The sequence below is a fragment of the Actinophytocola algeriensis genome (genome assembly GCF_014203735.1).
GTDB lineage: Bacteria > Actinomycetota > Actinomycetes > Mycobacteriales > Pseudonocardiaceae > Actinophytocola > Actinophytocola algeriensis.
Map to the genome: position 1 here is coordinate 526,206 of NZ_JACHJQ010000001.1, position 18,966 is coordinate 545,171.

Genomic DNA, 18,966 nt, shown 5'->3' on the forward strand with positions numbered 1-18,966 from the left:
CAGCCCGCCGCTCGTGATCAGTCGCGTACCGCCAGCACGTGGCCGTAGCCGACCGAGATGGCGTCGACGCCCGTCAGCGGGTCGGCCGCGCAGTTCGCCGCTCCCGGCGCGCACACCACCGTCGGGGTCGAGCGGTCGGTGGCTGTGCCGTCGCCGACTCGGCCGTCGACGTTGATTCCCCAGCTCACGGCTGTGCCGTTCACCACCGCCGCACTCTGGGTGGTTCCCGCCGAGATCGCGCTCACGTTCGACAGCGGGTTGCTCGCGCAGTCGGTCGCGTCCACCGCGCACACCCGGACCGTGGTGGACCGGTAGTCGGTCGTGCCGTCGCCCAGTTCGCCGGAGTAGTTGGCGCCCCAGCCCACCACCGTGTGGTCGGACAGCAGTGCGAGGTTGTGGTGGTCGCCCGCCGACACCGCGATCGCTCCGGTCAGCGGGTTGGTCGCGCAGTTGGTCGCACCGACCGCGCACACCGGGGCCGGGGTCGTCTTGTTCCGACCCCACGTCAGCACGGAACCCGTCGACAGCAACGCCACCGTGCGTTCCGCGCCTCCGTCCACAGAGGACACGCCGGTCAACGGGTCGGCCGCACAGTCCACCGCGCGGGACGCGCACACCAGCACGGGTGACCGGCGGGTGGTCGTGGTGCCGTCGCCAAGCTGACCCGAGTCGTTGTCGCCCCACGCCACCGCGCGGCCGTCGGACAGTACGGCCACGCTGTGGTTGCCGCCAGCTGCGATGGCGACCACGCCGGTCAGCGGGTCGGCCGTGCAGTCGGTCGCACCGACCGCGCACACCGGGACCGGCTTGTAGCGCGTGTTCGACGTCCCGTCGCCCAGCTGGCCGAGCCAGTTGTCGCCCCAGGCCAGGACCTGGCCGTTCGACAGCAGGGCCAGGCTGTGGTTCCCGCCTGCCGCGATGGCGATCGCGCCGGTCAGCGGGTCGGCCGCGCAGTCGGTCGCGCCCACCGCACACACGGGGTGCGGCACGCTGCTGTGGGCCGACGTACCGTCACCGACCTGCCCGTGGCCGTTGAAACCCCACCCCAGCACGCTGCCGTCAGCCCGCAACGCCAGGCTGTAGCCGCTCGAGCCGAACCCGTCGGACCCGCCGCCAGCGGCGACGGCGGTGAGGTCGGCGAGCTGGTCGGTCGCGCAGTCGGCACTACCCGGGGCGCACACGGCGGCAGGCCGGGCCTGTCCCGGCACGCCGTCACCGAGCTGTCGACCGGACCCGTCACCCCACGCCAGCACCCGGCCGTCCGGCAACAGCGCGGTGCTGTGGCTGCTGCCCGGCGCGAGAGCGGTGACGCCGGTCAGCGGTGCGGCAGCGCAGTCGGCGGTGGCGGTGGAGGCGCACACCGGTACCGGTGTGCCGCGGTTGGTCGTGCTGTAGTCGCCCAGTTGGCCGTCCTCGTTCTCGCCCCAGGACAGCACCTGCCCGCCGCCGAGCAGCGCCTGGCTGTGCAGCCCACCCGCGGCGATGGCCGAGACACCGGTCAGCGGATCGGCGCCGCAGTCGGTCGCCCCCACCGCGCACACCTGGACCGGCGTGGTGCGATCGGTCGTGGTGGTGTCGCCTACCTGGCCGTAGCCGTTGTGCCCCCACGCCAGCACGGTCCCGGCGGTGGTCAGCGCCAGGCTGGTGCCCCACAGACCGTCCTGGCTCTGGACCGCGCCCCCGGCGGCGAGGCCGGTGACACCCACCAACGGGTCGGCCGCGCAGTCGGTCGCGCCCGGCGCGCACACCGGCGCCGGCGTGGTCCGGTCGGTCATCGTGCCGTCGCCCAGCTGGCCGGTGAGGTTGCTGCCCCACGACACGACCGTGCCGTCGGCGCGGCGAGCCAGGTTGTGCGCCCCTCCGACGGACAGGGTCGTGACGTCGTTCAGCGGGTCGGCGGCGCAGTCGGTGGCGCCCACCGCACACACGGGTGCCGGTGTGTCCTGGTCGTTCGTGGTGCCGTTGCCCAGCTGGCCGAACGCGCCGTCGCCCCAGGACAGGACGGTGCCGTCGGTCAGCACCGCGACGCTGTGCCGCTGACCGGCAGCGATGGTCGCGACGTTCGTCAACGGGTCGGCAGCGCAGTCGGTGGCACCGACCGCACACACCGGCCTCGGCGACGTCGCGTAACCCGTCGCGAAGTGCCCGAGCTGACCGTGTTCGTTGCTACCCCAGGAAAGAAGAGTGCCGTCGGCCAGCAAACCGAGGCTGTGCCTCTCGCCCGCCGCGACGGCCGCGACGTTCGTCAGCGGGTCGGTGGTGCAGTCGGTCGCGCCCACCGCGCACACCGGCACCGGGGTGCCGCGGTCGGCGTTGATGCCGATGCCCAGCTCCCCCGAACCGTTCCTGCCCCAGCCCAGAACGGTGTTGTCGGCCCGGAGGGCCAGTGTGTGGCCCCCGCTCGCGACGAGACTCGTCACGCCGGTGAGCGGGTCGGACGCACAGTTCGTGGTGCCCTGCGCGCACACCAGCGTCGGTCTGCTCCGTTTGCTGGTGTCTCCGTTGCCCAGCGCGCCGTCGCCCCGGTTTCCCCACGACAGCGCGGCCGAACCCGAAGAACTGCCGAGCGGTTGCGCGGTCGCCGGTGTGGTCAATCCCCAGGTGGTTATCGCGGAAGCGAGAACTGTCACGGTCGCCAGAGAGCGCATTGTCGTCGTGCGAATTGCGATCACACCCCTATTGCGTGCGCCAGAAGGCGCGCATCACCCCAGATAAACGTACGAATGCTATGGGCACCCGGGTGGTCTGGACAACGAGCCGCGGCGTAGTTGCGTGGTTATTGCGTGTGGCAGGCTTCTCGCGTGGCGGCGTGAGGTAGGAGGTCGAAGGTGAGGGCACTCGGGGAGTTAGACCCGAGACACGTCGGACCGTTCCGGTTGGTCGCCGGTCTCGACACGGACGAGATGGGGCCGGTGCTGCTCGGCGGCGCGCCGGATGGCCGGCTCGCCGCGGTCAAGCTGGTCAGCCCGCACCTTGCCGCCGACCCCGGGTTCTCCCAGCGGTTCGCTCGTGAGGTGGCGGCGTTGCGGCAGGCGGCCGGGGACTCGGTCATCGACGCCGGGCCTGCCGAGCGCCCTCCGTGGCTGGCCGTGGAGTTCCTGCCCGGTGTGTCACTGCGCCAGGTGATCGACCGCGGCGTCCTGTTCGGCGAGGACGCGGTGGTGCGGCTGGCCGCCGGGCTGGTCGGCGCCCTGACCGGACTGCACGGTGCCGGTCTGGTGCACCGCGACCTGACACCCGTCAACGTGCTCCTCGACGAGGACGACGTGCGCGTGGTCGACTACGGCGTCGCCCGGGCCCTCGACCACGACGTCAGCCTCGTGGTCGGGACGGCCGCGTTCATGGCGCCGGAGCAGGCGGGTGGTCGGCCGCCGACCACGGCGACCGACATCTTCTCGCTCGGTGCGGTGCTGCACCTCGCGGCCACGGGCCGTCCCCCGTTCACCGGCGCGACGCGGGCCGAGACGTTGACGCAGGTGGTGGGGGCACAGCCGGTCCTGTCCCCGTCGCTGCCGTCGCGGGTGCGTGCGCTGCTGGCCGCCTGCCTCGCGAAGGAACCACACCAGCGCCCGACGCTGGACCAGCTGCGCGCGATGATCGGCTCGATCCCGCCGGTCGCGCAGCCGTGGCCGCCGTTGGTGCGGCAGCTGACCGGCGAGCAGCGCACCGAGATCGGGCGCCTGCTCGGCAACGTGACCGCGCCCGCTGCCCCGCCGACCGTGCGCGTGGCACCGGTCGTCGTGCCCGCCGCCCCGCCGCCACCCCGGCGCACCAGGCGCGAACGTGAGCGTGAACCCGAACGCTGGAAGCCGGACATGTGGGCGGTCGTCTCCGGCGGGGCGATCGTGGTGGCGATCGTGTTCGCCATCGTCATGTTCAACGTGCTCACACCGGACCGGCCGATCAGGGCGAGTGAACAGTCCCCGACCGCCCCGACCACCACGACGACCGAGGAAACCACGACGACGACCGCCACCACGACGACGACGGTCGAGGACGAGCCGCCGTTCGGTGAGGTCACCGGGCTGGCCGGGAAGTGTGTGGACGTCGCCGGGGCACGTACCGACAACGGCACCCCCGTCCAACTCCAGGAGTGCAACGGGACGGACGCCCAGCAGTGGGAGTTCACACCGGACGGCACCATGGAGGCGCTCGGCAAGTGCCTCGACGTGAGCGGTGGCGCCACCAACGACGGCACGACGGTCCAGCTCTACGACTGCAACGGCACCAAGGCACAGCAGTGGGTCGTCACCACGGAGGGCTGGATCCTCAACGCGGGCTCCAACAAGTGCCTCGACATCCCGGGCAGCGCCACCAACGACGGCACCCAGCTGATCATCTGGACCTGCCACGGTGAGGAGAACCAGATCTGGACCCCACCTGTCTGAGTGACGTCACCAGGTGAGCTCCGGTTCGTACGGGGTGGGGTCCATGCCCTTCGCGTGCAGCCATTCCCGGTTCAGGTGTGTTGTGCGGTATGGGGTGCCGTCGTCGGTGACCATCGTCGCCACCGGGCCTTGTTCGTGCATCGTGGTCGTCAGGTGGTGGATGCCCCACAGGCTCGTTCCTGTTGCCGGGCCTGCGTTGACGCCCTTCTCGTGCAGCCACAGCAGAGCGGCGGCTGATGCCGCGTCGGGGACCGGGATCACCAGGTCGATCACTCCCGGGTGGAATCCTGGTTCCACTCGTGGGCGGCCGATGCCCGGGATGCGGGACGGCATGCCGGTGCCGTAGTCGCGGGCGCCGGTCGCCCATGCCGGGAAGTACGCGGAGTTCTCCGGGTCCACCACCGCCAGTTTGGTCGGCAGGCCTTCCCTGCGGATGTGGCGGCCCAGCGCTGTCGCCGTGGCGCCGGTGCCCGCGCCCACCACTATCCACTGTGGAGGTTCCGGTAACTGGGCGAACAGTTCGTCCGCGATGGTCGGGGGCCAGGCCGCCACCGCTGGTTCCGCGGCTGTGAAGTGGTCCAGGAAGTGGGCTGCCCAGCGGTCTGCCAGCGCCCGGCCTTCCTGCTGCAGTGCTGCCGGGGGTTGTTCCGCTCGTTGCCAGCGGCCGCCTTCCTTTTCTATGCGTGCCAGCACTTCTGGATCTGTCTTCGCGGGAACTATGGCTGTGGAGCTGAGGTTCAGCAGCGTTGCGAAGTGGGCGGCCGCGGTCGCTACCGGGCCCGCTGTCGCCGTGATCACCTGCGTTGTCGCGGTGATCTCGCCGCTGGCGATGGCGTGGCAGAACATCGCCGCGACGGTCCGGTGTTTGGTGCTGCCGGTGGGCAGGGTCGTCTCGTCCTTCAGGACGACCTCGGTCCTGCCCACCCGCAGTGTGCGCAGTGGGGTCTCGGTGTGTGCCGATCTGATCTTGCGGATTGACTCGGCCGCCCACGTGCTCATGGTTCGAATTTAGTGCTGTGTCCGCTTGCGTTGGCCGGGGGTGGGTTCGTGGTTTGTCCTTGCCGGACGTCTTCGCCTGACGACTTTGCCTCCGGACGGGGTTTGCCTCCGGCGGCTCCTCGCCGGAGGGGCAGGTCTCTGGGATGCAGGCAGCCTCGGGTGTGGTGTGGGGCTTGCGGCCCCCGGCGCCTGCGCGCCCTCGCGACGTCCCGTTGTCGCTTCTGGCTTAGAAGGACACTCGTTCCACGCTGTCTGCCCTCAGCACCGACTGCTGGTCGAACTGTTCCTTGTAGTCGGTGCGGATTTCTTCCAGTTCGCGGTTCGCTGTCCGGTCGCCGAACGGGTACAGGATGATCAGGACGTACGAGTCCTCCTTGCCGCCCATCCACTGGCCGTGTGCCTCCAGCCAGGTGAGGCCGTCCGGGAAGGCCGGGGTGACCTCCTTGTCCAGGAACAGTTCGAAGTCCGCCGGGGTGATCGGGGTGCCGTCCGGACGGTTGCCGCCGAAGTACAGCTCCGTTCGCTTGTACGACTCGCCTGGGGCCGGGGCCGGGGCGGCCGCCGACGTCGAGTCCGAGGCCGCTGTGGTCGCGCCCGCGGTCCTCATGCCGAGGAGCAGTGCGGTCAGGATGCCTGCCACCGCTGTGCGTCGTGTCGTCATGGGGACATTCAAACCGCGGACGGCCTGTTCGCACAGGGTGTTCCACCTGGCGGTTACTGTCTTGCGCGTGAGAGCTGAAGGCACGTTCACCGCGCACGAGTTCACCGCCGTCGACGCCAAGCCCGCGTTCGAGGTGCGGACCGGGACCGAGGTCGGCGTGTCGACCATGGAGAAGCGGTACGCCGGTCAGGTCGACGGGCGGTCGGCGACCTTCTTCACCGCCGCGTTCGACCAGGCCACCGGGGTCGGCACCTACGTGGCCATGGAGTCCTTCGACGGGTCGCTCCGCGACGTCACGGGCACCTTCAACTTCGCGCACCTCGCGTCCACGCGCGGCGCCGACCGGATCGACGAGGCCTTCGTCATCGTGCCGGGCAGCGGCACCGGTGGGCTCACCGGCATCGGCGGGTCCGGCGGGCTCACCGTGGACGCCGACGGCACGCACCGGGTCTGGTTCGACTACACACTCGAGAAGTAGCGCTTCACCAGCTCGAGCAGTGCCGCTGGTCCGTGCGGCCACCGCCACCGTCGCGCGGACGGCCTCGTCGTGGCGTACCGGTGAGAGGTGGTCACTTCGACTGCGGCAGCTTCACCGATCCCTTCCTGGTCCGCCCGGCCGACGGCGGTGGCACCACCGGACCAATGTCGCCGTCCGGGGCCTCGTCCAGGTCGACGATCACCGGCGCGTGGTCGCTCGGGCCCGTGCCCTTGCGGGCATGCCGGTCCACCCACGCCGCCCGCACCCGGCCCGCCACCGGAGCCGACGCCAGCACGAGGTCGATGCGCATCCCGAGGTCCTGGTGGAACATGCCTGCGCGGTAGTCCCAGTAGGTGAAGACCCGCTCGTCCGGCCACCGGTCGCGCACCACGTCGCGTAACCCCAGGTCGACCAGGGATGTCAGCGCGGCCCGCTCCGGCGGCGTGACGTGCGTCTGCCCGACGTAGGCCGCCGGGTCGAACACGTCCGCGTCCGTCGGCGCGATGTTCATGTCGCCGCACAGCATCGCCGCGTCCGGTCCCGCCGACACCACTTCGCGCAGCGCCCCCAGCCACGCGAGCTTGTACCGGTAGTGGTCGGAGTCCGGCTCCCGCCCGTTCGGCACGTACAGCGAGTGCACCCGCACCCCGCCGCAGGTCGCCGCGACCGCCCGCGCCTCGGGGTCCGGGAACCCCGGCGCTCCCGCCACGCCGATGGTCACGTCGTCGAGGCCGGCCTTCGACAGGATCGCCACGCCGTTCCACCCGGGCTGGCCCGCGATCGCGAACTCGTACCCGCGCTCCGCCAGCTCGGCACCGAGTAACTCGCCGAACGCGGCGTCGGTCAGCTTGGTTTCCTGCAGGCACACCACATCCGGCTGCCGCTGGTCGAGCCAGGGCAGCAGCCTCGGTAGCCGCTGCTTGACGGAGTTCACGTTCCATGTCGCCACTCGCACGCCACAAACGCTAGCCCCACCCACCGACAGTTCGCCGCGCTACCGCCGCCACCTGGGGAAACGGTAGGCGCGCAGCCGCTTGTCCATGCGTGTCAGCGTCACCGCGTCCGGCGGCCAGTAGGTGGCGTCCACGATCCGGTCCAGCGTCTCCCAGCACTCCTCGCGGTGCCGCCACGCCGAGTCCAGCAGCCGTCGCCGCAGCACGGCCAGCCGCACCAGCATGGGGAACGCGAGTGCGGGCAGTGCCGAGTCGTTGGTGGACTGCGCGTCGAACACCGCGGTGCGGAACGCGGTCACCGCGTCGGCGAGCGTGTCCCGGGCCGCCCGGACGTCGCGCGACGGTTCGGGCGTGGTCGTCAGCGCCACGGTGATCAGGCCCGCCACCGCCGGGCGGATGTCGTCGGGCCACTGCACCGCCGCGGCCGCGGCCGGCAGGGTCGCCGCCAGCGCGAGCCCGGCGACCCGCGTGATCGGAGCCGTGTCCAGCGCCGCCAGCAGCGGCTGCGGATCGGTACTGACCTCGTGGACGTCCGGGAGGTCGAGCAGTGCCAACAGGTCCGGGTCGGGTGCGACGACCGGTTTCGTCGACCGCAGCAGGTCCGCCACCGCGGCCACCAGCTCGTCCCGGACCGGGGCGTCCGGCTCGGTCAGCAGCCGGTGCAGTGCCGGCGTGACGGTGCCGCCGCTGGCCGGGCCGTCCGCGGCGACCGGCGGCAGCTCCCACGGGCGCCTGCTGAACCGGGGATCCGGTGTCGTGTAGCTCATGTCGTGGCCGCCGCGATCGTCCGCACCGCCGCACCCATGGCACGACTGTACGACACAACGTCTCGCACAACCGCCGAGGTCGTCGACCTCGGCGTACATCTTGATCTCCTGGGGCTCGTCGGTGAATGCTCACCTCCACGTCGGAGGACCGGCGGCCGGTTCGACACCGCGAGGGCAGAAACTTGAGCGAGCCACGCAGCCGGTGGTCCATGATCGCGGTCTTCGCGCTGCTCGGGGCCGTCACGCAGACCCTGTGGGTCACGTACGCGCCGGTCACGGACGCGGCGGGCCGGTACTACGACGTCGGTGACGGCGCGATCGGCTGGCTCGCCAACGTGTTCCCGCTGCTCTACGTGGTGCTCGCGATCCCGGCCGGGATCGTGCTCGACCGGTGGTTCCGCGGCGGGCTCGCGGCGGGTGCGCTGCTCACGGCGACCGGTGCCGTGGTCCGGATCCTCGGCGACACGTACGTGTTCGCGCTGGCCGGGCAGCTCGTCGTGGCCGTCGCGCAGCCCCTGGTGCTCAACGCCATCACCGGTGTCGCCGGGCGCTACCTCGCGGAACGGCACCGGCCCACCGGCATCGCGGTCGGGTCCGCCAGCACGTTCGCCGGGTTGATCGTCGGGTTCGGGCTCGGGGCGGTGTTCACCGAGGACGTGCGCACCCTGCTCGTGGTGCAGGCCGGGCTGGCCGCGGTCGCGGCGGTCGCCCTGGTGTCGGTGCTGCGCACGCCGGCCGAGCACCGCGCGGAGGTCGCGCCCGCCGGGTTCGGCGCGCTGCGGATCGCGTGGGGCGACCCGTTCATCCGGCGGCTGTGCGCGCTGGTGTTCGTGCCGTTCGGGGTGTTCGTCGCCCTGTCGACGTTCGCGCAGCCGCTGCTCGAGCCCGCGGGAGTGGCGGAGGAGACGGCGGGGCTGATCCTCATCGCCAACGTGGTGGCGGGTGTGGCCGGGTGCGCCGTGGTGCCGGTCTGGGCTTCCCGCCGAGGGCGTGAGCTGGCCGTGCTGACCACGTCGTTGCTGGTCACGGTCGTCGCGTGCGTGGTGCTCGCGCTCGTGCCGGGGGTGGTCACCGGGTTCGTGGCGCTCGCGCTCATCGGATTCGGGCTGCTGCCCGCGCTGCCGATCGTGCTGGAGCTGACCGAGCGGCGGGCCGGGCGCAGCGAGGGCACGGCCGCCGGGCTGATGTGGCTCGCGGGCAACCTCGGCGGGCTGGTCGTCGCGGCCGTCGTCGGGGTGCTCGTGGGTGAGCCGTTGCTCGCGTTCCTGTTGCTCGCTGTGCTCAGCCTGTTGACGTTGCCACTTCTGCGGTCCTTCAGCCGGGTGAGTACGTCCGAGCCAGCGCGGCCACCGACCGCGTGATCCGGTCCCGCAGCTCGGCCGGTGCCAGCACTTCGACGTCCGCGCCGAAGCCGAGGAACAGGCGGTGCGCGTGGCCCATCTTCTCCACCGGCACGGTCGCGGTCACCCAGCCGTCGGGGTCCGGCGCCGACGCGGTCTCCTCGACGGCCCGGTGGATGGCCGGTTCGACCGCGTCGACCAGGTTGCCCCGCAGTTCGGGGGAGACGCGGATGGTCGCGGTGCCGACGTGCCGCCGGGCGTCGAAGTCGTCGAGGTAGGACTGCCAGAACGCGGCGAGGTCGAAGTCGGCGGGGCGGCGGCAGTCCTCGTCGAGCACCGTCAGCTCGCGGATCTGGGAGACCCGGTACGTGCTGATCCGCTTGCCGGCGGCCACCAGGTACCAGCGACCTGCCTTGAGCACGAGGCCGTACGGGTCCAACGTTCGGGTGACCTCGGTCGGGGCGCGCCAGCGGTGGTAGTGGATGTGGATGCGGCGCTCCCGCCACACCGCGTCGGCCGCCGCCGCGAGGGCCGGGGTGTCGTCCGGCTCGGCGTACCAGCTCGGCGCGTCGAGGTGGAAGCGCTGCTGGATGCGGGTGGCGCGGTCGCGCAGCTCCGGCGGCAGGGAGGCGGTGAGCTTCAACCAGGCCGCGGCCACCTCGGCGCCCAGCCCGAGTTCGCGCGCCGGGCCGGGCAGGCCGGTGAGGAACAGCGACTCCGCCTCGTTCTCGGTGAGCCCGGTCAGGCGGGTGCGGTAGCCCTCGAGCAGCTGGTAGCCGCCCGAGTGCCCGGCCTCGCCGTACAGCGGGACGCCTGCGGCGTGCAGCGCGTCGACGTCGCGGTACACCGTGCGGACGGAGACCTCGAGCTGCTCGGCGAGCTGGGCGGCCGTCAGCCTGCCCCTGGTCTGCAACAGGAGCAGTAGCTGGACGATCCGCGCCGCGCGCACGGTGAGAAACCTTAGATCAACTGACATTCGGTGTCAGTGGATGCGCCATAACGTGCGCGGCATGACGAACAACTTCGACTTCCTCGTCGGCACCTGGAACACCACCCAGCGCAAGACGAAGCCGTTCGACGGCGACGACACGTGGGAGTCCAGCGACGGGACGATGGTCAACTACTCGCTGTTCGACGGTGCCGCGAACGTCGACGAGGTGGACCTGCCCGGCTTCGGTTTCCGGGGGATCTCGTTGCGGGTGCAGGACCCGGTCACCCAGGACTGGTCCATCTACTGGGTGAACTCCCGCGACGGGAAGCTGGCGCTGCCGCCGGTGGTGGGGCGGTTCGACGAGCACGGCGTCGGTGAGTTCTTCAGCGACGAGGAACTGCAGGGAAAGCAGATCAGGGTCCGGTACCGCTGGTCGGGGATCGCGGAGAAGACCGCGCGGTGGGAGCAGGCGTTCTCGTTCGACGGCGGCGAGACCTGGGAGACCAACTGGGAGGCCGATTTCACCCGTTCGTAGTCGTGCGCGGCGGTGCGAGTGCGAGGGGTGCTCGCACCGCCGCGTCCGGAATGTCCGGCCGGTGCGTGGTGTTGCCGTGATCATGTCGTTCGTGATGACGGAACAGGAGCGCGAGGAGTTCCTCGCGGAGGTCCACGTCGGGGTGCTGGCGGTGGCGCGGGACGGCGCCGGGCCGCTCGCGGTGCCGGTCTGGTACCGGTACGAACCTGGTGGGGACGTGCAGATCTGGATGGAACGCCGGTCGCGCAAGTACCGGGCGATCGAGCAGGCGGGACGGCTGTCGCTGGTGGCGCAGACCGAGTCGTCGCCGTACAAGTACGTGTCGGTCGAGGGGCCGGTCGTGTGGACTGAGCGGCCGACCCGGGACGAGGCGGTCGCGATCACGTCGCGGTACGCGTCGCGGGAGCAGGCCGAGGCCTATGTGGACAGTGAGCTGGGGCCGGACTCGGTGCTGGTGCGCATGAGGCCCGAGAAGTGGCTCAGTAACGACCAAAGCAAGAAGTAGGACCTCGTCGAGGCGTGCGGCGGTTGCCTGCCCTGGCTCGATGTCGGTGTCGCGTCACAGGTCGTTGAAAGGTGGTGCGTAGGCGAAAGGGCCTCGGACCGTCGAGTCGTATGTGGACAGCGGCCGGGCCTGGAAGTGGTCGGCCCACTCGGGGACCGGAGGGGTGATGCCGAAGTTCGCCGCTGGTTCGAAGCCGAAGCGCGGGTAGTAGTCGGTGTGGCCCAGCAGGACCACCACGGGTTCGTCCAGCGCGTCCGCCGCGGCCAGGACCGCGTGCATCAGTGCGGTGCCCACGCCTGACTTCTGCGCCGCCGGGTCCACGCCCAACGGCCCCAGTCCCAGCGCGGGGACTTCGCCGACGTGGGCCCTGGTGCACACCACGTGTCCGACGACCTTCCCGCTGAGTTCCGCCACCAGCGACAGGGGCGGCAGCCACGCATCCGAGGCCCGGAGTGCCGCCACCAGTCGTGACTCCACCTCGCCTGCGAAGGCCGCCTTGTGGATCTCGGCGATCGTGGGTGCGTCCGACTCGTGTTCTCTTCTCACCAGCACGGCGGTCACTCTCGCACACGTGGTGGTCGGATTCATCCGCGTTTTGCCCGGATCGCCAGTAGTTCCGGGGCCAGGATCGTCACCGCTCCAGGTTCGACCAGGACCAGGCCTTCCTCGGTCAGTGTGCGCAGGGCTCGGTTCACCGAAACCCTTGTCAGGCCCAGGGTTTCGGCCAGGCCCTGCTGGGCCCCCGGCAGTCGCACGCGCGACCTCGCCGAGCGGGTCAGCCAGGTCGCCACGCGTGTCGTGGCGTCCGCGTAGCTCGTCAGGGTCAGGTCTTCCTGGGTCTGGCGCAGCTGTCCTGCCAGGTGGGTCAGGACGTGGTGGCGTACCGCGGGCACGTCCACCAGTGCCAGGAACTCGGCCGCCGGGATCAGGGTCAGCCGGGACCGCGTGACGGCCAGCCAGGTCGCCGTGTGGCCGCCGCCGTCCAGTACCGCCGCCTTGTCCACCGCGCACGGGGCCGGGAAGTCGCCCAGTCGGCGCCGGTGACCGCCGGCTGTCTCGTGGACCGCCGCCAAGGTGCCTGTCTCCACCACTATCAGGTGCCTGGCCGGGGCGCCTCGGGTCGCCACCACCTCGCCTGGTGCCACCTCGCGTACCGGCGACACCGCTGCCAGGTGGGTCAGGTGCGCCGCCGGCAGCGTGGCCAGCAGTGGGACGTCGGCCAGCATGGAGGCAGTATCGCCTGATACAGCCCAGGGTGGTGCCGGTGGCCTAGCGTCGGCGCGTGATCGTGCTCGAGCTTGCCTTCGACGACAGTCCCCAGCGGCTTGCCGCTCGGCCCGCGCATCGACAGCGGCTGGCTGAGCTGCACGCGTCCGGTGTCCTGGTGATGGCCGGGCCCTTCGCCGACGATTCCGGTGCGTTGCTGGTGTTCGCCGGTGATCGGTCCTCTGTGGACGCCATCGTGGCGGCCGATCCGTACTACTCCGTCGACGGGGTGCGGGTGGCCGGGTTACGGGAGTGGCTTCCCGTCCTCCCGTAGGCCGGGGGCCGCGTCGCGGATCAGGGACAGCAGGGTGGTGCTCAGCACCAGGTGTACCTGGTTGCGGGTCAGGTCCTGGCGGACCAGCCACTCCCGGGCGGCTGACTTCACCATGCCGCCGTACGAGCGGACCATCGCTCGCAGCTCCGGCGCCGCCGCCGACAGCCTGGCCGCCTCCAGCACGCGGTCGGCGGCCAGTTCGTCCGCGTCCGCCAGGATCTTTTCCACCTCCGGGTCCTGGCCTATCGCGCCCGTCGCCGCCAGCCACGTCTTGCTGTTGCGGGCCACGCCGTCCAGGAACCAGTCGACCGCCGCTCGGATGCGGGTCTCCAGCGGGCCCTCCGGCAGCTGCTCTATCGCGAACCTCGGGATGGTCACCATGCGGCGCACCACCTCCAGGTACAGCTCCCGCTTGGTGCCGAAGTAGTGGTTGATCAAGCCGCGCGCCACCCCCGCGCGTGCCGCCAGCTCCGTGGTCGACACCGCCGCGTACGGGCGTTCGCCGAACAGGTGCATCGCGCACACGAGGATCTCTTCGCGGCGCTCGTCGGGTTCCAGCCTGCGCCTGCGGGGGGCGGCGGTCACGTCGTCACCGATCTGTTGGCGGACGGTCAACAACCCGGAGTATAGGAGCGGTTGCCGTAGTTCAACCTGGTGAACGTGTCGGTCGCGGCCGCCAGCTCCGCCTCGTCGAGCAGCCTCGGGGTGCCGAGCGCCGCCGCCCTGGCGTACACGTCCGACAGCCACTCGACCAGCTCGAGCCGCTCGCACGCCTGCTCGATCGACGCGCCGGTGGCGACCGCACCGTGGTTGCGCATCAGCACCGCCGACCGGTCCGCCAAGCCTTCGACGACCGACGCGGCGAGCTCCGGTGAGCCGAACGTCGCGTAGTCCGCCACCCGCACCACGCCGCCGAGCCGCACGGTCAGGTAGTGCACCGGCGGGAGCACGTCGTGGGTGAGGCCGACCGCGACCGACGCGGGGGAGTGGGCGTGCGCGATGGCGCCGACAGCAGGGAATGCCCGGTAGACCGCGAGGTGCAGCGGCAGCTCCGACGTCGGCGGCAGGTCACCGACCGCACCTCGCCCGAGTGCGAGACCAGGGTCAGGTCACCCGCCCTCAGCTCGCCCAGCACCGTGCCCGAGCCCGTCACCAGCACGTCCGGCCCGGCCCGCGTCGACAGGTTGCCCGACGTACCCGTCACCAGACCCCCCGCTGCCAGCCGCCGTCCGGCCTCGACCAGGCGATCAGCCGTGGGCACCAGGGCTCCCGACGAGCGTCCGCAGCTGGGACAGCAGCTCGCTGCGGCTGGACGCGCCGAGCCGCTGCCGCATCCTGGCCACGTGGTGCTCGACGGTCTTCGCGGAGATGAACAGCCGGTCGCCGACGTCCTTGTACGTCATCCCCGACACCACCAGCTCCGCGACCTGCAGCTCCCGCTCCGACAACGTCACCTCGGGGATCGACGACCGCGGTTCGTCCGGCACCGTTCGTGCCGCCACCGGCTTGCCCTGCAGCAGCCGGGCGCAGTCGAGCAGCCGCACCATCGCCTTGCGGTCCGAGGTCCGGGTCGCGGCCCGGCCGGCGAGCCGCGCGGCGTCCCACGTGAACCCGGCGGCGTGCAGCCCCCGGGACGCGTCCTCGACGGCGTCCGGGTCGACCTTGCCCGCCATCAGCTCCACCCAGCAGCGGCCCGCGGCCGCGACCATGCCGAACTGCTCGTCCTTCGCCGCCGCCCGCTCCATCGCCTCGACGTGCTCCTCCGCGACGTCGACCTCGTCGGCGATGACGGCCGCGTGCAGCCCGCCCCACCACAGCGGCGTCGCCCACAGCGGCGGGTTGCCCAGCCCTTTCAACAGTGTGCGCGCCTGGTCGAGGTGGGCGGACAGCCGCGCCTCCTCCCGCAGCCGGGCCGCGGCCACCATCAGCTCGCCCAGCGGCAGGATCGTGAACAGGTCCATGGGGTGGCGCAGCAGCGCCTCACCGGCCTGCAGCCACGCCCGGCCCAGCGTGTTCGTGTCGCCGGCACGCCGGGCAACGCCCAGCTCGATCGCCACCGCGAACAGCCAGTCGCGGGGCTCGAGGTGCGCGCCGCGCAGCGCCGTGAGCTGCTCGGCGGCGGCCGTGAGGTTGCCGCGCACCATGGTGATCCACGTGCGCAGCAGCTGGTGGCGGGTCGCGAGCGGCGCGCCACCGGTGCCCGCCGCGACGGCACGGTCCACCAGTGAGGACGCCGTGCTCAGCTCCCCGTAGTGCAGCGCGAGCAACGCACCCAGCGCGGCCGGGCTGTCCGGCAGCAGCACACCGCGGCCGACCGGTTCGAGCAGACCGGACGCGCGCACCATCATCGACAGCGCGGTCGTGGGTGTCCCCGCCACCGACTCGTGCAGCCCGTTCGACATCAGCGTGAGCGCGCTCGACAGCGAGGTCGGCGGCCCGTCGGACGACGCCTGCCCGCGTACCTCCCGCGCGTCCGCGAGGTCACCGATGCCCAGCAGGCCGAGCGAGGCGAACTGCTTGCCCTCCTCGGTGCCCGACCACCGGTACAGCTGGGCGCTGCGGAACAGCTGGCCCCGGTGCGCGAGCGCCGCCGCGGCCACGCCCGCCGCGTGCCGCCGCCGCGCGGCGGACTCCGTGGTGATCACCTCGTCGGCCAGGCGCAGCGCGCCGTCCAGGTCACCGGCCAGCGCGAGCGCCTCCGCCCGCAGCGCCGCGACCTGCAGCGGCGGCCTGCCCGCGGTCACCGCCGCCTCGTACAGCCGCGCCGAAAGGGCCGGATCGACGGGCAGGGCCTCGGCCGCGGCCGCCTCGAACGCCGTCGCCGCGGCCGCGCCGCCTATGCCCGTGCCCAGCAGCGGCCGGACCAGCGCCAGCACCTGACCGCCACGCGCGAGCTGCAGCTCCGCGAGCCGCTGGCGCATCCACGCCCGCCGCTCCACCGGCACCAGCGCGCGGATGGCCCGCCGCGCGATCGGCAGCAGTGCGCCCGCGGTGCCGACGAGCCCCGTCGACCGGGCCGCCTCCACGATCTCGCCGACCGCGGCCGCGTCCCGGTCCAGCAGGTCGACCAGCAGGTCCAGGTGCAGGCCGACCCCGGCGTCGGCGGCCAGCATGAACCGCAGCACGTCGTTGTCGAGCCGCGCCAGCTCGGGCCGGAACTCGGCGAGCGCGGCGACGGGGACCTCGGCCTTCGTCCCCGGCTTGTCCGGGCCGAGCGTCCGCGCCAGCCGGTCGACGAACCCCGGCACGCCGCCGGTCTCGGTGTGCACGAACTCGGCCAGCGCGTCCGTCCGGCGCCCGGCCGGGAGACACGCCCTGACCTGCTCTTTCGTGAACGGGGCGGGGATCAGCTGTTCCTGCGCGAGGTCGAGCAGCTCGGCGAGCGCGGCCGGCCGGGGCCACGGGCGCGCGGCCACGACCAGCCGGGTCCGTGCCGCCGCGTCCCGCAGCTGGGCGAGGTCGGCGTCGTCGAGCAGGTGGGCGTCGTCGACCACCAGCACGTCGTCGGTGACCTGGTCGAACGGCCCGGTGTGCACGGCCGCGCCGAGGACCGCGGCGAGGTGGTGCAGCAGGGTGGTCTTGCCGTAGCCGCCGGGCGCGACCACGGACACGTGGCCCCGCTGGTCGGTGGCCAGCGCCTCGAGGTGCCGCGCGGCGGCGTCGTCCAGGATCGGCGTCACTCGTCGTCCTCGTCGGGGTCGATGCGGCGGCGGCGCCGGGGCGGGTCGTCGGTGGCGACGGCACGGACATCGGACCGGTCAGCCCGGTCGGCCCGGCCTGCCCGGTCGTGTTTCCGCTCGCGATCGTCGTCGTCGCCCGCGAAGTCCCAGGAGCGCTGGTCGCGGTCCAGTTCGTCGACCTCGGCGCCACCGCCCCGCACGCGGCGGGTGAGGCGGGCGAGGCCGCGGGCGGGCGGGTCGAGCGCGGGGATCTCGACCGGCGGCCGGGGCGGCGGTGGCCCGATGTCGGCGACCTCCGGATCCATGTCGTCGAACCGCATGAGGTCAGTGTGCTGGGTGACCCCGGTCCCCGGCGTGACGGTGGGGGTCACCGGGACCGGGCTCGCCTGGACGGTCGGCTTGGCGACCCGGCCGCCCGCGAGCGCGGCGCCCCTGGCGATCGCCGTGGTCGGGTCGTCGGCCGTCACCACCCGCACCCGGATCGCCGCCGACACCAGCTCCGCGATCAGCGGCACGTGTGCGGACCCGCCGACCAGGACGACCGCGCGCAGCGCGTCCTTGTCCGCGCCCTCGACCGCGCGGTGCAGCACCTGCACGGTGTGCTCGACGACCGGCCGGATCATGCCGTCCAGGTCGGTGCGGTTGACCACGACCGTCGCCTTCCGCAGCCCCGGCGGCGCCGGGATCGTCACGGCCACCGCGGTGGACAGCCGCTCCTTCGCCTCGGTGCAGGCGGCCCGCAGCGCGGCGAGTGCGGCCGGGTTCTCCGGCAGCTCACCCAGCTCGGCGGCGACGTGCTCGGCGAGCAGGTCGTCGAACAGGGCACCGCCGAGCACGTCCGCGCTGTCCGCGTGCGCACGCAGTTCGAACCCGAACGCGCCCCGCCGCAGCACGGCCGCCTCGAACCGGCTCGCGCCGAGCGAGTACACCGCGACCTCCTGCCCGACCTCGACGCGGTCGGTCGCCGCGAAGGCCTCGGCGGCCGCGACCGGACGGGGGAGCAGTGTCAGCTCGGGGAGGTTCAGCTCGCGCAGCGCCGCCTGCAGCACGGTCCGGCGGTGGACACCCCAACCCACCGGGTGGGTGACCACCAACTGGCTGGCCGGAGTGCCCTCGAACGCCTCCACGCGGTCGACGACCCACGCCACGAGCGCGGCCGCGAGTGACTCCGCGGGGTAGTGCCTGCCCCCTAGGGCGAGGGGGACCTCGTCCCCGATCCGGTCGAGGAAGTCACGCGCGACGCGGTCGGGCGCCAGGGCGCCGCCGCGGATGGCGGCCGCGCCGACTTCGACGGCATCGTCGCCGGTCAGGAGTAGTACGGATGCGACTCCCGGCTGCTCGGAGTCCGTTTCGAGGGGCACGACCACGGGCTCGCTCCAGCTGTCGCGCTGGTTGCGGCTGACCGCCGCGATGGTGTGCGCGGTGCCGAGGTCGATCCCGAGGGCGTACGGCATTGCGGGCGTTACCTCCGTCCGTGCGGGCGGGCTATGTCGTACCAGGGGCCGGGGCCCCGTAGGGAAACCCCCAGTGGGTCCATGGGGCAGCCCCTAACCCCCTAACGAGTGAGTCATTGTTCGCCCTATGGGGCGAAACGACAACTCGGAGTGATCCCCGATGCCCCCCTCGGGCCGCTCTCCCTAGGTTGATCACCGCACGGCGCCGCGGCGTGTCGAGCCGCACCTCTCCACCACGACTTCGCCGCGCGCCAGTACTGAATTCGCTAGGAGAAATTCGTTGTCCTTCTCGATAGAGACCCTGCAGGACTTCGCGTTGACGCTGATCAACGACGAAGCCGCGAGGGCTGCCTACGCCGCCGACCCGGTCGGCGTGCTCAACGAGGTGGGCCTCTCCGAGTTGACGCCCGCCGATGTGCAGGAGGTTCTTCCCTTGGTCGCCGACAGTCTGCCCCCCGCCGGCATGCCCGCCGACGCTTCCGCTGACGCCAAGGCCGATGCGTCGGCCGAGGTTTCGGCCGACGCGCCGATGGACGGCTCGTGCGCCGACGACACGCCTGTCGAGGTGCCCGGCGCCGGCGATCTACCGGGCCTCGGTGCCCTGCCGGGGCTGGGTGACCTGCCGGGCCTGGGTGACCTGCCCGCAGTCGGTCTGCCCGAGCTGCCGGGTCTGAGCGATCTGCCCGGCGCTGGTGTGCCCGAGCTGCCGGCTCTGGGTGACCTGCCCGCGGTCGG

At 72.2% G+C, this 18,966-nt stretch carries 18 protein-coding genes and 1 pseudogene; 7 read left to right on the forward strand and 12 right to left on the reverse strand.

Annotated elements, in window-relative coordinates:
• Nucleotides 1–17 precede the first annotated feature (17 nt).
• Nucleotides 18–2,594 carry an RCC1 domain-containing protein gene (locus tag FHR82_RS02465; protein WP_192772868.1) on the reverse strand — a complete coding sequence of 859 codons (2,577 nt, stop codon included), beginning with the start codon at nucleotides 2,592–2,594 and terminating at the stop codon, nucleotides 18–20.
• A 234-nt stretch (nucleotides 2,595–2,828) separates the two neighbouring features.
• Between FHR82_RS02465 and FHR82_RS02470 the strand changes: the two genes are divergently transcribed.
• Nucleotides 2,829–4,388, forward strand: a complete 1,560-nt coding sequence (locus FHR82_RS02470; protein WP_184808559.1) for a serine/threonine-protein kinase — start codon at nucleotides 2,829–2,831, stop codon at nucleotides 4,386–4,388.
• A gap of 6 nt (nucleotides 4,389–4,394) precedes the next feature.
• On the opposite strand, the gene FHR82_RS02475 is transcribed toward FHR82_RS02470, so the two are convergent.
• Nucleotides 4,395–5,387: a pyridoxal-phosphate dependent enzyme gene (locus FHR82_RS02475; protein ID WP_184808560.1), complete on the reverse strand. Its 993-nt coding sequence runs from the start codon at nucleotides 5,385–5,387 to the stop codon at nucleotides 4,395–4,397.
• Between the two features lie 226 nt (nucleotides 5,388–5,613).
• On the reverse strand, nucleotides 5,614–6,048 hold the full coding sequence (locus FHR82_RS02480; protein WP_184808561.1) for a DUF3574 domain-containing protein: 435 nt from the start codon (nucleotides 6,046–6,048) through the stop codon (nucleotides 5,614–5,616).
• Between the two features lie 67 nt (nucleotides 6,049–6,115).
• Between FHR82_RS02480 and FHR82_RS02485 the strand changes: the two genes are divergently transcribed.
• Nucleotides 6,116–6,526 (forward strand): DUF3224 domain-containing protein, encoded by a 411-nt coding sequence (locus tag FHR82_RS02485; RefSeq protein ID WP_311770834.1) that lies wholly within the window; start codon nucleotides 6,116–6,118, stop codon nucleotides 6,524–6,526.
• Between the two features lie 91 nt (nucleotides 6,527–6,617).
• On the opposite strand, the gene FHR82_RS02490 is transcribed toward FHR82_RS02485, so the two are convergent.
• Nucleotides 6,618–7,481, reverse strand: coding sequence for an exodeoxyribonuclease III (locus FHR82_RS02490; RefSeq protein WP_184808563.1), 864 nt, complete (start codon nucleotides 7,479–7,481; stop codon nucleotides 6,618–6,620).
• 39 nt (nucleotides 7,482–7,520) lie between these two features.
• Entirely contained in the window at nucleotides 7,521–8,246 is a 726-nt protein-coding gene (locus FHR82_RS02495) for a hypothetical protein (RefSeq protein WP_184808564.1), read from the reverse strand.
• Between the two features lie 209 nt (nucleotides 8,247–8,455).
• Between FHR82_RS02495 and FHR82_RS02500 the strand changes: the two genes are divergently transcribed.
• Nucleotides 8,456–9,607 carry an MFS transporter gene (locus tag FHR82_RS02500; RefSeq protein ID WP_184808565.1) on the forward strand — a complete coding sequence of 384 codons (1,152 nt, stop codon included), beginning with the start codon at nucleotides 8,456–8,458 and terminating at the stop codon, nucleotides 9,605–9,607.
• On the opposite strand, the gene FHR82_RS02505 is transcribed toward FHR82_RS02500, so the two are convergent.
• Nucleotides 9,561–10,535 (reverse strand): helix-turn-helix transcriptional regulator, encoded by a 975-nt coding sequence (locus FHR82_RS02505; RefSeq protein ID WP_184808566.1) that lies wholly within the window; start codon nucleotides 10,533–10,535, stop codon nucleotides 9,561–9,563. The genes FHR82_RS02500 and FHR82_RS02505 overlap by 47 nt on opposite strands.
• A 61-nt stretch (nucleotides 10,536–10,596) precedes the next feature.
• On the opposite strand from FHR82_RS02505, the gene FHR82_RS02510 reads away from it, so the two are divergent.
• Both FHR82_RS02510 and FHR82_RS02515 read left to right on the forward strand, forming a co-directional pair.
• Nucleotides 10,597–11,052: a hypothetical protein gene (locus FHR82_RS02510; RefSeq protein WP_184808567.1), complete on the forward strand. Its 456-nt coding sequence runs from the start codon at nucleotides 10,597–10,599 to the stop codon at nucleotides 11,050–11,052.
• A gap of 61 nt (nucleotides 11,053–11,113) precedes the next feature.
• A complete protein-coding gene (locus FHR82_RS02515; RefSeq protein WP_446471751.1) occupies nucleotides 11,114–11,557 on the forward strand; it encodes a pyridoxamine 5'-phosphate oxidase family protein in 444 nt (147 codons plus the stop codon).
• Nucleotides 11,558–11,611: 54 nt separating this feature from the next.
• On the opposite strand, the gene FHR82_RS02520 is transcribed toward FHR82_RS02515, so the two are convergent.
• A complete protein-coding gene (locus tag FHR82_RS02520; protein WP_184808568.1) occupies nucleotides 11,612–12,109 on the reverse strand; it encodes a GNAT family N-acetyltransferase in 498 nt (165 codons plus the stop codon).
• A gap of 32 nt (nucleotides 12,110–12,141) precedes the next feature.
• Nucleotides 12,142–12,783 (reverse strand): Crp/Fnr family transcriptional regulator, encoded by a 642-nt coding sequence (locus FHR82_RS02525; protein WP_184808569.1) that lies wholly within the window; start codon nucleotides 12,781–12,783, stop codon nucleotides 12,142–12,144.
• 56 nt (nucleotides 12,784–12,839) lie between these two features.
• Between FHR82_RS02525 and FHR82_RS02530 the strand changes: the two genes are divergently transcribed.
• The gene (locus tag FHR82_RS02530) at nucleotides 12,840–13,097 is read left to right on the forward strand and encodes a YciI family protein (protein WP_184808570.1); all 258 of its coding nucleotides are present in this window, start codon (nucleotides 12,840–12,842) and stop codon (nucleotides 13,095–13,097) included.
• Here the strand turns inward: FHR82_RS02530 and FHR82_RS02535 are convergent.
• The 4 genes and pseudogenes from FHR82_RS02535 to FHR82_RS02555 form a co-directional block, all read right to left on the reverse strand.
• Nucleotides 13,068–13,712 (reverse strand): TetR/AcrR family transcriptional regulator, encoded by a 645-nt coding sequence (locus tag FHR82_RS02535; protein WP_225943971.1) that lies wholly within the window; start codon nucleotides 13,710–13,712, stop codon nucleotides 13,068–13,070. The genes FHR82_RS02530 and FHR82_RS02535 overlap by 30 nt on opposite strands.
• A pseudogene (locus FHR82_RS02540) lies at nucleotides 13,709–14,358 on the reverse strand (class II aldolase/adducin family protein). Before FHR82_RS02540 ends, FHR82_RS02535 begins: the two are co-directional and overlap by 4 nt.
• The gene (locus FHR82_RS02550; protein WP_184808573.1) at nucleotides 14,345–16,777 is read right to left on the reverse strand and encodes a helix-turn-helix transcriptional regulator; all 2,433 of its coding nucleotides are present in this window, start codon (nucleotides 16,775–16,777) and stop codon (nucleotides 14,345–14,347) included. The pseudogene FHR82_RS02540 and the gene FHR82_RS02550 overlap by 14 nt, the downstream one beginning before the upstream one ends.
• Complete coding sequence (locus FHR82_RS02555; protein WP_184808574.1) at nucleotides 16,774–18,231, reverse strand: Hsp70 family protein; 1,458 nt, start codon at nucleotides 18,229–18,231, stop codon at nucleotides 16,774–16,776. The genes FHR82_RS02550 and FHR82_RS02555 overlap by 4 nt, the downstream gene beginning before the upstream one ends.
• Nucleotides 18,232–18,511: 280 nt before the next feature.
• Here FHR82_RS02555 and FHR82_RS02560 point away from each other — a divergent pair.
• A partial coding sequence (locus FHR82_RS02560) for an IniB N-terminal domain-containing protein (RefSeq protein WP_221463266.1) occupies nucleotides 18,512–18,966 on the forward strand: 455 nt, incomplete at its 3' end.

Excerpts from the sequence above, each read along its gene's own strand:
- FHR82_RS02500 (WP_184808565.1), top strand. The coding sequence starts at position 8,456 with ATGATCGCGGTCTTCGCGCTGCTCGGGGCCGTCACGCAGACCCTGTGG.
- FHR82_RS02525 (WP_184808569.1), bottom strand. The coding sequence starts at position 12,783 with ATGCTGGCCGACGTCCCACTGCTGGCCACGCTGCCGGCGGCGCACCTG.
- FHR82_RS02475 (WP_184808560.1), bottom strand. The coding sequence starts at position 5,387 with ATGAGCACGTGGGCGGCCGAGTCAATCCGCAAGATCAGATCGGCACAC.
- FHR82_RS02510 (WP_184808567.1), top strand. The coding sequence starts at position 10,597 with ATGACGAACAACTTCGACTTCCTCGTCGGCACCTGGAACACCACCCAG.
- FHR82_RS02555 (WP_184808574.1), bottom strand. The coding sequence starts at position 18,231 with ATGCCGTACGCCCTCGGGATCGACCTCGGCACCGCGCACACCATCGCG.
- FHR82_RS02480 (WP_184808561.1), bottom strand. The coding sequence starts at position 6,048 with ATGACGACACGACGCACAGCGGTGGCAGGCATCCTGACCGCACTGCTC.
- FHR82_RS02495 (WP_184808564.1), bottom strand. The coding sequence starts at position 8,246 with ATGAGCTACACGACACCGGATCCCCGGTTCAGCAGGCGCCCGTGGGAG.